The organism is Micromonospora sp. CNZ295 (assembly GCF_004217535.1).
The window spans coordinates 2,083,815-2,097,383 of sequence record NZ_SHKZ01000001.1; the positions used below are offsets into that span (position 1 = coordinate 2,083,815).

Here is a 13,569-nt window from a genome sequence, read left to right on the forward strand (position 1 = left end):
ATGACTGATTCGACGGGTTCGACGTGGCGGTACCGGTGGGCACACCGGCAGAACGAACGGCGGCATCGGACGTTCCGCGAAGCCGACGGGGCGTGGCGGCGGCGCGACGAGGAGCTGCGCCGCCTGCGTACCCTCGCCGAAGAGGTCGAGGGCACGGCCGACGCGGGTGCCGGCCTTCCCATCGAACTCACCCCCGGTGAGGTGGTCTTCTGGGTGTTGCCCGCCGCCCAACTGGTCGAGGTCCGGCACAACGCGGTGCTCCCCGCGCCCGACCTCACGGTCACCGCGCAGCCGCAGCCGCTGCGCAACCGGCGGCCGGACGGCATCCGGGTCGCCGACGCCGGGATGGCGGTGATCACCAACCGCCGCCTGGTGCTGCTCGGCGGGCGTGGCCGGCGCGACTGGGCGTACGGGAAGATGACCGGCCTGGCCCACGACGCGACCGCGCCGGTCACGCTGATCCAGGTGCTGGACCGGCGGCGCGCCTCCGGGCTGCTGCTGCCGGTCGACGTGGCCGCCGACTTCCGGTTCAAGCTGACCCTGGCCTTCGCCGACGCGATCGAGCAGCGCGCCGCGGTCATCGCGCAGCTCGACGAGGCGATCACCGAACACGCCCGGGTCAAGCCGGTCCGGCCGGCCATCGCCACACCCGGGCAGGCACGGCTGACCGGGTTCGTGCCCGGTGGCCGCCGGACGGTGGCCATCGTCGCCGGGATCGCCCTGCTGGTGCCGCTGGCGCTGCTGGAGTCCGACCCGTCCGACCCGACCCGGTCCGAGGTTGCGGCCGCCGCGACCCCCGGGGGCTCGGCCACCTCGGCCACGCCGGCGACGCTCCCCGCCTCCCCGCCCGGACCTGCCCGGACTGCCGCGGCGCCGGCGCCGGCCCGGTCGCCGTCGCCGTCCGCCTCGAAGAAGCTGTGCGGGGCGCCGGCCAACCCGATGGGCTACGGCTTCTGCGCGGGTTCGCGGGTCCGCAGGCCGGCGGTCCAGGTGTGCGACTGGTTCGACTGCGTGCCCGAGTTCTGGGCCGGCCGGGGGTACCTGGTGCAGTGCGCGGACGGCTCGGTGAGCCTCGCCGGCGGCAGCCCCCGCGCGTGCGGCAGGTACGGCGGCGTCCGCCGTACCTTCCGGCACTGACCGGTCCTGCCGGTCCACTGATGTTTGACGATGCCGGCCGTGACCGACCGGATTGTGAAACGTTGTACCGTACGTGACGGCGACTTCACCCCCCGCCGACAACGGTCGACGGTCGTCCTGGCGCGCCCGGTGGGCCGAGCGGGAGAACGACCGGCGACGGCGCGTGTACGCCGGTGACGCGCAGGTGTGGCGCCGCCGAGCCGACGAGTTGACCCGGCTCCGCGTCGAGGCCACCGGCCTGCTCGGGGCCGGCCCGCCAACGCCGGCCGTGCCGGTGAAACTGCGCCACGGTGAGGTCGTCCACCGCGTACTCCCGATCGCCGAGCTGGTCGAGGTCGACAGCCGCAACGACGCCGCGCTGCCCACGCCGGGGCTGGCCGTCGACCCGGCCGGCACCGACCTGCCGGCGCGTCCGTTGCCGCGCGGCATCCGGGCGGTCGACACCGGCCGGGTGGTGGTCACCGACCGCCGGGTCGCCTTCCTCGGCCAGCGCCGCCAGCGGATCTGGTGGTACGAGGACCTGGTCGGCCCGGCCCACCATCCACATGCCCCGGTGACCCTGCTGCCGACCAACGACGGCTCCCCGCTCGCCGGGTTGCTGGTGTCCCGTCCGGCGGCGCTGACCTTCCGTTTTCATCTCACGCTCGCGTTCGCCGATGGCCTCGGCAACCGGGACGCCGTCGCCGCCTGCCTGGACGACCTGGTCGCCGCGCACCAGCGCGTCCGGCCCCCGGCGCCTCCGGTCGCCGTGCCCGACCAGGCGCCGCCGGCCGCCCGCCTGCAGGACCGCCGGTTTGCCGGCGTCGCGGTGGCGCTGGCCGCGTCGCTGGTGGCCGTCACCGCCGTCACCACCGGGCCGGCCCTCTACTCGGCCACCCCGGTGGGGAGGCCGAGCCCGGTTGTCGTCACGGACGTGACCGGCTCCTCCGGCGGTGCGCCGAGGGCCGGTGCCGCGCCCGCCGCCACGCCACCGCAGCCCGTACCGCCCGCCGCGACACCGTCTCGCCGCGCGACCCCGTCCATCACCGGCTATCCCGGCCGCCCGATGCCGGCCGCGCCGGCCACCGTCGCCGCCGACGCGAGCGCTTCCGAGGTGGTGCCGCAGCCGGTCCCGTCGCTGCCGCCGCTGGTGCTCCCGGTCGACCTCTGCGGTGCCCCGCCCAACCCGTACGGCTACACCTACTGCGGCGGCCTGCTGATCCACGACCCCGCCGCCGACGTGTGCGGCTGGTTTCGCTGCGTGGCCGACTTCGGCAGGGGGAAGGGATTCCTCGTGCAGTGCGCGGACGGGCTGATCGGCTGGGTCGGGGGACCGGGCGGCACGTGCGGGCAGAACCGCGGCCCGAAGCGCCCGGTCTACCGGCGGCTGGTCATCTGACCGGGACGGTCATTCCGGCTGGTGGCACACGGCCTCGACGTTGTTGCCGTCCGGGTCGCGGACGAACGCGCCGAAGTACGTCGCGTGGTATTCCGGCCACAGCTTCGGGGCGTGCAGCACCTCGGCGCCGGCCGCCACGGCGGCGTCGTGGAATGCCTGCACGGCGGCTCGGTCGGGCGCGGTGAACGAGCATCGGTGTCCCCTCGTCGGTGGGTCGTCGGACGGGCGCAGGCTACGACCCCGGTGTGACACGTCGGTGGCCGGTTTCGGCGAGTGTCTTGACAGCGGGTCGGTCGCCGCCCACCCTGTCTTATAGTCCTACTGCCGTAGGACAATAGGGGAGGCTACGGCGAGTGATCGAGTTCGTGTTGGACAGCCGGTCGAAGGTGAACACCTACGTGCAGCTGGTGCAGCAGGTCAAGCAGGCGTTGCGGGTCGGCATGCTGGCCCCCGGCGACCAGTTGCCGAAGGTGCGCGACGTGGCCCAGTCGCTGGCAATCAACCCGAACACGGTCCTCAAGGCGTACCGGGAGCTGGAGATCGAGGGTCTCGCGGAGGGGCGCCCCGGGGTGGGCACCTTCGTCACCCGCAGCCTGGCCGGGGCGTCCCTGCCCAACCAGGCCGAGCTCCGCGCCGACCTGGTCGCCTGGCTCCAGCGGGCGCAGGCCGCCGGGCTGACGCCGGAGGACATCACCGCCCTGGTCGAGACGACGCTGCGCGCGTCGCTCCCCGTCGAACCACCACAGCAGACCGCGTCGGCGCGATGAGAGGACAGCCCATGCAGACAGCGGTGGAGACCGACCGGCTCGGCAAACGGTACGGCAGGCAGTGGGCGCTGCGGGACTGCTCGCTGCACCTGCCGGCCGGCCGCATCGCCGCCCTGGTCGGCCCCAACGGAGCGGGCAAGAGCACCCTGCTCCACCTGGCGGTCGGGCTGTCCCGACCGGACGTCGGCGAGGTGCGGATCTTCGGCGAGTCCCCGTACCGGAACCCGGAGGCCCTGGCCGACATCGGCTTCGTCGCGCAGGACACCCCGCTCTACCGCGACTTCACCGCCGCCGACCTGATCACCATGGGCGGCAAGCTGAACCGGCGGTGGGACTCCCCTCTCGCGCGTACCCGACTGGCCGATGTGGGGGTCCCACCGGACAAGCCGGTCGGCCGGCTCTCCGGCGGGCAGCGCGCCCAGGTCGCGCTGGCTCTGGCCCTGGCCAAGCGGCCCCGGTTGCTGCTGCTCGACGAGCCGGTGGCCAGCCTCGACCCGCTGGCCCGCCGCGAGTTCCTGCAGACCCTGATGGGCAACGTCGCCGACACCGGCACCACCGTGCTGCTCTCCTCGCACCTGCTGGCCGACGTGGAGCGGGTCTGCGACTACGTGATCGTGCTCAACGCCGCCCGGGTGCGGCTCACCGGGCCGGTCGACGACCTGGTCGCCACCCACCGGCGACTGGTGGGCCCACGCCACGACGGCGGCGCGATCCCCGGCGTCACGGAGATCGTCCGGGCCAGCCACACGGACCGGCAGTCGACGCTGCTGGTCCGCACCGACGGGCCGGTCGATCCGCTGTGGACCGAGCGCGACCTGGCCCTGGAGGACGTCATCCTGGCCTACCTCGCCGACGGCGACACGCAGGCCAGCCACGAGGCATGGGGGGTGCCGGCATGATCTGGCTGACCTGGCGGCAACACCGCCGCGAGGCGTTGTTCACCCTGGCGGGGCTCGCGGTGGTCGGCGCGCTGATCGCCGTGACCGGGCTGGCGATGCGCAACACCTTCGACGACTACGGGCTGCCCGACTGCCTGCGGCGCATCCGGGAGACCGGTGGGGGACGCGCCCTCGGGGAGACCTGCGACCAGGCCTTCAACCGGTTCTACGACCAGTACGACATCCTCAACCTGGCGGGCGTGCTGTTCCTGGCGCTACCGCTGCTCGTCGGGCTGTTCTGGGGTGCCCCGTTGATCGCCCGGGAGGTCGAGCAGGGCACCCACCGGTTGGTATGGACCCAGGGCATCAGCCGCCGGCACTGGGCGCTGGTGAAGGTCGGCCTCATCGTGCCGGCCGTCCTCCTCGCGGCCGTCGGCTACGGGCTGGGTGTGTCCTGGTTGATGTCCCCGCTCAGCCAGGGCTGGGAGCAGAACCGGTTCGACGCGTTCCTGTTCGACATGCAGGGCGTGGCGCCGGTCGGGTACACGCTCTTCGCGGTGGCGCTGGGCATCTTCGCCGGCACCGTCTGGCCCCGCCTGCTTCCCGCGATGGCCACCACGCTGGTCGGCTTCATCGGCGTACGCGTCGCCGTGGGCGTCCTGGGCCGGCCCCGCTACCTGCCTCCCGAGGAGCTCACCTTCCCGATGCAGGGCGCCACCGAGATGGCCGACCGGATGGACGGGGACTGGATCCTGGCCAACGGCATCCGTGACGCCTCGGGCAAGCTGGTCTTCCCCAACGCCCAGGTGAACTGCCCCGAAGGCGCGACCGGCCCGGACGGTCGCGAGTGCGGCGCCGAGCTCGGGCTCGGGCCGGGCGCCCACAACTGGCAGCTCTACCAGCCCGCCGACCGGTACTGGCTGTTCCAGGCGATCGAGACGGGTGTCTTCGTCGCGCTCGCGGCGCTGTTGATCGTCCTTGCCGTCCGCCGGATCCGGCGGATCGCGTGACCGGGCGGGGGTGCGGGCCGCCGGCCCGCACCCCCGACTCCGCCGATGCGCCTACGGGGAGGGTTGGCGCATCCAGTCCGACGACACCCGGGTTCGGGTACTGGGTTCGCCGGACCCGAGGCCGGCCCAGTCGGTGCGGCCGGCCCAGTTCGACCCGCCGGCCGGCGCCGGCTCCGGCGAGCCGCCCGGCCGGTCCAGGCCGAGGCCGTCCACGCCGATCGGCCGGTCCTGGTTCTTCGGGCCGGTGAGGATCTCGTCGGGCGTCAGGGCCGCGGACTCCTCGGCGGTGGGTTGCGGCCAGCGCCGCCACCGGTGGACGCTCCCGACCGCGACGAGCATCAGCGAGCCGACCAGCAGACTCGTCCCTGTCCGCACCGGGGTCATCAGGTCGACCTGGTAGCCGCCCAGGGTCACGGTGTGGTCGAGCAGGGTCGTCACCACGTCCGGGCTGACCAGCAGAAGCAGATAGCTGGCCGAGTAGACCGACCCGGCGAGCACCGCCCCCGCCGGGGAGAACCGCAGCGTGGCGACGAGGCCGAGCAGGATCCCGGCCGCCACCAGCACCAGCACCGGTCGAACGAGGTCGCTGGTGGCCGGCACACCGCCGTCGGGAGCCTCCGCGAACTCCCGCACCGCCCGGTCCTGGCCGGCGGCGAACAGGACCCACGAGATCGGAGCCACGACGGCTGCGGCGAGCACAGTTCCGAGGTGTCGCATCCGGGCAACATACTGATCTTCCTGCGCGAACAGGGTGCCCGCTAAGAGAAACTTAAGGTCGCCGCGCCGCACGCGAGCCCCGGGTCGGCCGTTTCCGCCCGGGTGACCGATCCGAGCCTGGCGGCGGTGGCGGGCGTCGGACCGGCCTGCTGTCATGGTGCCCGTGAAGGAGACAGACGTACGCCGCAGCGTCGAGGCGGTGTGGCGGATGGAGGCCGGGCGGGTGGTCGCCGGGATCGCCGCGATCGTCCGCGACGTGGGCCAGGCCGAGGAGTTGGCGCAGGACGCGCTGGTCGCGGCGCTGGAGTCGTGGCCGCGCGACGGCGTACCGGCCAACCCGGGGGCCTGGCTCACCACGGTCGGCAAGCGGCGCGCCATCGACGCGGTGCGCCGCCGGCAGACCGGCGAGCGGGTGGTGGCGGAGCTGGGCCGCGACCTCGACGAGCGGATCACCGTCGACTTCGACGCCGCCGTCGAGGAGCGCATCGAGGACGACCTGCTCCGGCTCATCTTCGTGGCCTGCCACCCGGTGCTCACCCCGATCGCCCGGGCCGCGCTGACCCTGCGGCTCGTCGGCGGCCTCACCACCGCCGAGATCGCCCGCGCGTTCCTCAGCACCGAGTCCACCGTCGGCCAGCGGATCACCCGGGCCAAGGCCACCCTCGCCGAGGCCCGGGTGCCGTTCGAGGTGCCCGGCCCGGCCGAGCGCACCGAGCGCCTCGGGTCCGTGCTGGAGGTCGTCTACCTGATCTTCAACGAGGGGTACGCGGCCACCGCCGGCGACGACTGGATGCGTCCCACCCTCGTCCAGGAGGCGCTGCGCCTGGCCCGGCAGCTGCAGGGGCTGATGCCCGACGAGCCCGAGGTGCACGGTCTCGCCGCGCTGCTGGAGATCCAGGCGTCGCGGGTGCACGCCCGCACCGGCCCGGACGGCGCGCCGATCCTGCTCAACGACCAGGACCGCACCCGTTGGGACCAGCTGCTCATCCGCCGCGGCCTGGCCGCCCTGGACCGGGCCCGCACGGAGCACCCCGGCCCGTACACGCTCCAGGCCGAGATCGCGGCATGCCACGCGCGGGCGCGTACCCCCGAGGAGACCGACTGGGCGCGGATCGCCGCCCGGTACGCGGAGCTGGCCCGGCTCGTGCCCTCGCCCGTGGTGGAGCTGAACCGGGCCGTGGCCGTCGCGCAGGCCGACGGGCCCGCCGCCGGTCTCGAGGTGGCCCGGGCGCTGGCGGACGAGCCGGCGCTGGCGACGTACCACCTGCTGCCCAGCGTGCTCGGTGACCTGCTCGCCCGGCTCGGCCGGCACGACGAGGCGCGGCGTGAGTTCGAGCGGGCGGCGGCGCTGGCCGGCAACGCCCGGGAGCGGGCGTTGCTGCTGTCCCGCGCCGCCGAGTGCGGCTCGAAAAAATCTTGAGAACGGATGTCGGATCCGGCGCGGCCCGCTCGACGCGTCAGTGAGCGCCGAACTGGTTCCCTACCTGGAAGGATTCCGAGATGCGCTACATGCTGATGCACAAGCTCGACGAGAACGAGCCCCGCGCCTTCGACCCGAGCCCCGAATTCATCGAGAAGATGGGCGCCTTCATCGAGGAGGCGGCCAAGGCCGGCGTCCTCCTCGCCGGTGAGGGCCTGGAGAAGAGCAGCAAGGAGTCCGGCCGGATCACCGCCGACAAGGGCAAGGTGACGGTCACCGACGGGCCGTTCACCGAGACCAAGGAGCTGATCGCCGGGTTCGCGCTGCTGGAGGTACGCGACAAGGACGAGGCGATGGAGTGGGGGCGCCGCTTCACGAACCTGTTCATCGAGGAGGGCGTCTACGTCGAGGTGGATGTCCGCCGGGTCTTCGAGGGGCCGGCGGAGGCCTGATTCGCGCTGGGGTGCGGGTGCTCCGCCCGCACCCGGCCGCGCGTTGCCGGGTCCGGGAGGGTCAGCCGGCGTCGGACGTGTCGCTGTCGGCGATCCGGTGGCCGAGTACGGTCGAGAGCCGCTCCAGGAACTCGTCGACCTGATCGCGGACATATCCGCGCAGCGCGATGGGCAGGGCGACCCGCTCGCGGTCCAGGTCCGCCTTGGCCTGCTCGATCCGCGGCGCGTCGCCGGAGCCCAGCGCCGCGTCGCACCGCCTGACGAGCTCGTCCACCCGCACCATGTCGTAGCCCCGCAGGGACGCGCTGAAGATCGGCGGCGCCACGGACGATTCCTGGCCGGGCGGGCGGAGCTGCCCGGGCACGCTCTCGCCGGAGGGCTGCCGGCCGGCCGCGACGAACGTGACGCCCAGCACGGCTGCGAGGCAACCGGCGACGACGAAGGGGATGGAGTCGCCGGCCACGCCGCACAGCAGCACGAGGGCGCCAGACCCGATGAACACGATGCCGAGCGCACGTCGGCTTCCGCGCTGCTCCACGCTGGTACCTCGGTCTCCTGAGGGGTTGTCGATGGAGAGCATCGCACGGCGGCACAAGAGGGGGTCGACGTCACCTGACGACGTTTCCCGGACCGCCCCGCGGCACCGACATGCCCGGCGGTCGCCTTTGGAGCTGAGCAGTCTGTGCGCCCACGGTGAGGATGATCCATCCATGAGTGCAGCTCCACAGCGTCCGCGAGCGGTACTCCCTCCGCGACGGCGAGAGCCGGTCGCACCCGGAGGCACGGCCGGCTCTCGCGCTCGGCGCTGCGGAGGCTTAACCCACCGTCGCCCGCTCGAGCGGCGGCGCGGCGACCGGCCGGAACGCCCGCCCGGCCAGGGTGCCCGGCCACCAGGTGCGGCGACCGAGGTCCAGGGCCAGGGCCGGGACGAGCAGGCTGCGCACCAGGAACGTGTCGAGCAGCACCCCGACGCTGATGATGACCGCCGTCTGCACCGACGGCACCAGCGGCAGCACGCTCAGCGCGCCGAACGTCGCGGCCAGCACCACACCCGCGCTGGTGATCACTCCGCCGGTGACGGTGAGCGCGTGCAGCACGCCCGGCCGGTGCCCGATCCGCGCCGCCTCCTCGCGGGCCCGGGTGGCGAGGAAGATCGTGTAGTCCACGCCGAGGGCGACCAGGAACAGGAACGTCTGCAGCGGAATCCCGACGAACAGCTCCGGGTAGCCCATCGCGTCCAGGATCAGCCCGGCCGCGCCCATCGCGGCCACGTAGGACAGCACGACGCTGGCCAGCAACAGCAGCGGCGCGACCAGGGCCCGCAGCAGCAGCACCAGGACGACGAAGACGACCGCCAGCACCAGCGGCACCACCGTCCGGTTGTCCCGGTCGACCGTCCGCTCCTCGTCGATCAGGTACGCGGTGTCCCCGCCGACGAGCGCCTGCGCGCCCGGCACGGCGTGCACCGCGTCGCGGAGCCGCCCGACGGTGGTCAGCGCCGCGTCGCTGTCCGGCGCGTCGGCCAGGACCGCCGGCACGCGCACCCACCGGCCGTCCGGGGAGGGCTCCGGCGCGCCGACCTCGGCCACCCCCGGCACGGTACGCGCGGCGGCCATCACCTGGTCGGTCGTGGCGGCGGAGGCCAGGATCTCGGCCGGGGCGACGGTGCCGCTGGCGTAGTGCGCCTCGATCATCCGCTGGCCGGTGATCGACCCGACCTCGGTGGTGAAGGTCTTGTCTCCGGGCAGGCCGATGCTGAGGTTGCCGATGCCGAAGCTCAGGGCGACCAGCGCGGCCGCCGTACCCAGCCAGACCGGGCGGGGCCGCCGCCCGACGAACCCGGCGATGCGCCGCCACACGCCGTGCTCGGCCGCCACGGCGAGGTTGACCGCGTCCGGGGAGTAGCGGGGCACGAACGGCCAGAACAGCCATCGCCCGAAGATGACCAGCACGGCCGGCAGCAGCGTGGTCATGGCGAAGAACGCGGCGGCGATGCCGACCGCGCCGACCGGGCCGAGCCCGCGGGTGGACGGCAGGTCCGCGGCGAGCAGGCAGAGCAGACCGAGGGCGACGGTGGCCGCCGAGGCGGCGATCGCACCGTACGAGCGGCGCAGCGCGACCGCCATCGCGGCGTGCCGGTCGGCGTGCCGGCGCAGTTCCTCCCGGTAGCGGGCGATCAGCAGCAGCGCGTAGTCGACGCCGACGCCGAAGACGAGGACGGTCATGATGCTCTGGCTCTGGAAGTCCACGGCCAGGCCGGCGTGCTTGGCGAGCAGGTACACCACCGCGCTGGCGAGCTGGTTGGCCAGCGCGACCGTGATCAGCGGGATCAACCACAGCACCGGGCTGCGGTAGGTGATGAGCAGCAGCAACGCCACCGTGCCCGCGGTCGCCAGCAGCAGGGCGCCGTCCATGCCCTCGAACGCGTCGAAGACGTCGTCCTCGGCGGCGGCCATACCGGTCAGGGCGGTACGCAGGTCCGCCGGCGCGTCCGCGGCCAGCCGGTCCTTGATGGCCGACACCGCGTCGGCCCGCTGGGCGTCGTCCCCGGCCACCGGGAAGGAGAGCAGCAGCGCCTGCCCGTCCTCGCTGGGCACCGGCGGGGGCACCTGGCCGCCGTCGGCGTACCTCAGGAAGGCCGCGCGGTCGGCCTCGGCCTTGGCGCGGTCGGCGGCGGTGAGCCCGCCGTCGCGGACGTAGACGGCGACGGCGAGCGGTTTCTGCGAGTCGGGGAACGCCTCCTGCGCCCGCTGAGCGGCACGCTTGGCCTCGGCGGTGGCGGGCAGCGCGCCGAGGGTGTCGTTGTCCTGCACCTCGGTCAGCTTGATCGCCAGCGGACCGGCCGCCGCGATCAGGACGAGCCAGAAGACGAGCAGCGCGTACTTGCTGCGGCGGCCGGCCAGTCCGTGCCGCACGGTTTCGATTGTCCTGGTCATGCCCTCGATCCTTGGCCGGCTCCCGGGCGAGGACAGGAGTGTCAGGTCCCGTCCGGAGGTGGTGGTAGCACCACCGATCCGGTGGGCGGGCGTGGCGCAGAATGGGCGCCGTGGACAGCTCCGTACGTGCCGTGGTGTGGCGCTTGGTGCGGCCCGGCGCGCTTGCCGCCGGGCAGGGCCTGGCCGTGGCGCTGCTGTGCTTGACCACCAACGTGGTGCTGTTCGTGCTGTCGGTGGTGTCGTTGGCGTTGATCCCCGCGTTCGGCATCGGGTTCGCGCTCTTCCCGGCGGTGACCGTGCTGGTGCGCTGGTCGCTGACGCTGCAACGCCGGCTCAGCCGGTGGAGCCGGGCGCCGATCGCCTCGCCGTACCAGCCGGCGCCGGACGACGCGCCGCTCGGCACGTGGCGGCGGTTCCGGTGGGTGGTCGGCGACCCGTCGACCTGGCGGGACTTCGCGTGGCTGATCCCGGGTGCGGTCACCGGCGGGGTGTGCCTGCTGGCGTTCGCGCTGCCGGCGTACGGCCTCGAAGGGGTCCTGCTGGTGCCGGTGCTGCTCTACGTCATCACCGACTGGTACGGCTACGGCGTCTTCTGGCCGATGGGCAACTTCGTGCAGGCGTGGCTGTCCATCCCGCAGGGCTGGCTGCTGCTCGGCGGCGGGCTGGCCGTCGCGCCGTGGCTGGTGTGGCTGCACTTCCGGTTCGCCGGGTTCTTCCTCGCCCCGACGCGGGCGCAGGAGCTGGCGCTGCGCGTCCGGCACCTGGCCGCCACCCGCGCCGACACCATCGACACGCAGGCCGCCGAGCTGCGCCGGATCGAACGCGACCTGCACGACGGGGCGCAGGCCCGGCTCGTCGCGCTGCGGATGAGCATCGGCCTGGCCGAGGAACTCCTCGCCGACGACCCGGCGCGGGCGGCGCGGCTGCTCAGCGAGGCCCAGGAGGCCAGCGGCCAGGCGCTGGTCGAGCTGCGCGACCTCGTCCGCGGGATCTACCCGCCGGTGCTCGCCGAGCGCGGCCTGGACGGCGCGGTGCGGGCCCTCGCGCTCACCGTCAACCCGCCGGTGGCGGTGGACCTGGACCTGCCCGGCAGCCCGCCGGCGGCGGTCGAGTCGGCGGCGTACTTCGCGGTGGCCGAGCTGCTGACGAACGTGGCGAAGCACAGCGGCGCGTCGCGGGCCTGGGTCCGGTTGCGCTACTCCGACGGCGCGCTGCGGGTGGAGGTCGGCGACGACGGGCGCGGTGGCGCCTCCCCGGAGGCGGGTACCGGCCTGGCGGGCGTGCGACGCCGTCTGGCAGCCTTCGATGGCACGATGACCGTGACGAGTCCGCCCGGCGGACCGACTGTCGTGACCATGGAGCTGCCGTGCGAGTTGTCATCGCGGAGGACCTCACCCTCCTCCGGGACGGGCTGACCCGCATCCTCGACGCGTACGGCTACCAGGTCGTCGAAGCCGTCGCCGACGGGCCGTCGGTGCTGCCGGCGCTCACCCGGCACCGGCCGGACGTGGCCGTCCTCGACGTACGCCTGCCGCCCACCTTCACCGACGAGGGCCTGCAGGCGGCGCTCGCGGCCCGCGCGCAGCTGCCCGGCCTGCCGATCCTCGTGCTGTCCCAGCACGTCGAGCAGCTGTACGCGCGGGAACTGCTCGCCGACCGGGGCGGGGGAGTCGGCTACCTGCTCAAGGACCGGGTGTCGAACGTCGCGCAGTTCATCGACGCGGTCCGGCGGGTCGCCGACGGCGGCATGGTGATGGACCCGGACGTCGTGTCGCAGCTGCTGGCCCGCAACGCGGGCGCCGACCGGTTGGGGGAGCTGACCGCGCGGGAGCGGGAGGTGCTGGGGCTGATGGCCGAGGGCCGATCGAACGCGGCGATCGCCGGGCGGTTGTACGTGACCGAGAAGGCGGTCAGCAAGCACATCAACAACATCTTCAGCAAGCTGGGCATGCCGCCGTCGGACGACGACAACCGGCGGGTGCTGGCGGTGCTCGCGTACCTGAACGGCTGATCACCGGCCCGGGTCTTCCCACCGTGAACAAGGGGGCTGCGCCCGGTACAGCAGGCTGGGCAGCGGCGCGAGGAGGACGAGTTCCTCCAGGCACGCCGCGCACTGCCGCAGGTGGATTTCGAGTTCCTGCCGCTCGATCGGGCCGAGGGCGCCGATGAGCAGCGAGGCGACCCAGATCGTGAACGGGCACGGCGGTTCAGCTGTCATGGTCTACTCCGCGTTGCCGATCGAGCCAGCCCGGCCAGATCCGCTCGGCGACGCGTAGCGGCAGCCGGCCACCGAGGTGCATGGCTCGGGCTACGCCGCGGTACCCGGGCGGGAGTCCGGCGGCGATGACGATGTGTCCGATGATGACCGGCGTGATGAGGTACGTGGCCCAGCGGTGCAGGCGCTGCAGCCAGACGAACCCGGCCCCGCCGGTGACCAGCACCAACCCGACTCCGCTGCCGATCAGGGCCACGAACAGCCCGATCATCAGCAGGTTCGCGACGCGTTGTCCCGGGTCGAAGTGGCCCTCGTGTCGGGCGAACCGGTCGGTCACGAGCGCGCCCGGCCAGCGGGCGAACCAGCCCAGGTCGCCGCGGTCGTAGCGCAGCGACTCCCGGACGAACGTGCGGGTTGCGCGTATCCCGAGCGTCAGCGCGCCGGCGGCCAGTGCCATCAGCGCCCAGCCGGCGTACCGGTGCAGGCTGGTGTCGGCGATCCCGGTGAGCCGGGCGGCAACACTGGGCTGCCCATCCCGCCCGGCGACCAGCCACCAACCCGAGCCCAGCAGGGCCAGCACGGTGAGATACGTGAGTGCGTGGAACCACCGCGTGGCGCGGGAGTAGCGCCGAACGGTGCCTGAGTTGTGGGCCATGCCG

The 13,569-nt window shown here is 73.6% G+C and carries 15 protein-coding genes; 9 read left to right on the top strand and 6 right to left on the bottom strand.

All coding sequences use genetic code 11. The features are described from left to right. Together EV376_RS09945 and EV376_RS09950 are read left to right on the top strand one after the other, a co-directional pair. Window positions 1-1,137, top strand: coding sequence for a hypothetical protein (locus EV376_RS09945; protein WP_130321969.1), 1,137 nt, complete (start codon window positions 1-3; stop codon window positions 1,135-1,137). Window positions 1,138-1,210: 73 nt separating this feature from the next. Further along, window positions 1,211-2,515, top strand: a complete 1,305-nt coding sequence (locus EV376_RS09950; protein ID WP_130321984.1) for a hypothetical protein — start codon at window positions 1,211-1,213, stop codon at window positions 2,513-2,515. 9 nt (window positions 2,516-2,524) lie between these two features. Here the strand turns inward: EV376_RS09950 and EV376_RS09955 are convergent, their stop codons facing one another. Continuing rightward, window positions 2,525-2,746 carry a VOC family protein gene (locus EV376_RS09955; RefSeq protein WP_486482883.1) on the bottom strand — a complete coding sequence of 74 codons (222 nt, stop codon included), beginning with the start codon at window positions 2,744-2,746 and terminating at the stop codon, window positions 2,525-2,527. 122 nt (window positions 2,747-2,868) lie between these two features. Here EV376_RS09955 and EV376_RS09960 point away from each other — a divergent pair, with 122 nt between their 5' ends. The 3 genes from EV376_RS09960 to EV376_RS09970 are packed head-to-tail and all read left to right on the top strand — an operon-like array spanning window position 2,869 to window position 5,170. Then, on the top strand, window positions 2,869-3,282 hold the full coding sequence (locus EV376_RS09960) for a GntR family transcriptional regulator (protein ID WP_130321988.1): 414 nt from the start codon (window positions 2,869-2,871) through the stop codon (window positions 3,280-3,282). 11 nt (window positions 3,283-3,293) lie between these two features. Further along, entirely contained in the window at window positions 3,294-4,181 is an 888-nt protein-coding gene (locus EV376_RS09965) for an ABC transporter ATP-binding protein (protein ID WP_130321990.1), read from the top strand. Next, on the top strand, window positions 4,178-5,170 hold the full coding sequence (locus EV376_RS09970; protein ID WP_130321992.1) for a nitroreductase family protein: 993 nt from the start codon (window positions 4,178-4,180) through the stop codon (window positions 5,168-5,170). Before EV376_RS09965 ends, EV376_RS09970 begins: the two co-directional genes overlap by 4 nt. 51 nt (window positions 5,171-5,221) lie before the next feature. Here the strand turns inward: EV376_RS09970 and EV376_RS09975 are convergent, their stop codons facing one another. Next, complete coding sequence (locus EV376_RS09975) at window positions 5,222-5,887, bottom strand: hypothetical protein (protein ID WP_130321994.1); 666 nt, start codon at window positions 5,885-5,887, stop codon at window positions 5,222-5,224. 163 nt (window positions 5,888-6,050) lie between these two features. Here EV376_RS09975 and EV376_RS09980 point away from each other — a divergent pair, with 163 nt between their 5' ends. Next, window positions 6,051-7,307 (top strand): RNA polymerase sigma factor, encoded by a 1,257-nt coding sequence (locus EV376_RS09980; protein WP_486482572.1) that lies wholly within the window; start codon window positions 6,051-6,053, stop codon window positions 7,305-7,307. A gap of 80 nt (window positions 7,308-7,387) precedes the next feature. After that, window positions 7,388-7,759, top strand: a complete 372-nt coding sequence (locus EV376_RS09985; RefSeq protein ID WP_130321998.1) for a YciI family protein — start codon at window positions 7,388-7,390, stop codon at window positions 7,757-7,759. 61 nt (window positions 7,760-7,820) lie between these two features. Here the strand turns inward: EV376_RS09985 and EV376_RS09990 are convergent, their stop codons facing one another. Continuing rightward, window positions 7,821-8,297 carry a DivIVA domain-containing protein gene (locus EV376_RS09990; protein ID WP_130322000.1) on the bottom strand — a complete coding sequence of 159 codons (477 nt, stop codon included), beginning with the start codon at window positions 8,295-8,297 and terminating at the stop codon, window positions 7,821-7,823. 277 nt (window positions 8,298-8,574) lie between these two features. Next, window positions 8,575-10,695 (bottom strand): MMPL family transporter, encoded by a 2,121-nt coding sequence (locus EV376_RS09995; protein WP_130322002.1) that lies wholly within the window; start codon window positions 10,693-10,695, stop codon window positions 8,575-8,577. A 101-nt stretch (window positions 10,696-10,796) separates the two neighbouring features. Here EV376_RS09995 and EV376_RS10000 point away from each other — a divergent pair, with 101 nt between their 5' ends. Continuing rightward, complete coding sequence (locus EV376_RS10000; protein ID WP_207228093.1) at window positions 10,797-12,110, top strand: sensor histidine kinase; 1,314 nt, start codon at window positions 10,797-10,799, stop codon at window positions 12,108-12,110. Then, entirely contained in the window at window positions 12,062-12,706 is a 645-nt protein-coding gene (locus tag EV376_RS10005) for a response regulator transcription factor (protein WP_130322004.1), read from the top strand. The genes EV376_RS10000 and EV376_RS10005 overlap by 49 nt, the downstream gene beginning before the upstream one ends. Here EV376_RS10005 and EV376_RS10010 read toward each other — a convergent pair whose 3' ends face one another. Further along, the gene (locus tag EV376_RS10010; protein WP_130322006.1) at window positions 12,707-12,913 is read right to left on the bottom strand and encodes a zf-HC2 domain-containing protein; all 207 of its coding nucleotides are present in this window, start codon (window positions 12,911-12,913) and stop codon (window positions 12,707-12,709) included. Further along, window positions 12,903-13,565, bottom strand: a complete 663-nt coding sequence (locus EV376_RS10015; RefSeq protein ID WP_130322008.1) for a cytochrome b/b6 domain-containing protein — start codon at window positions 13,563-13,565, stop codon at window positions 12,903-12,905. The genes EV376_RS10010 and EV376_RS10015 overlap by 11 nt, the downstream gene beginning before the upstream one ends. Between the last annotated feature and the right edge of the window lie 4 nt (window positions 13,566-13,569).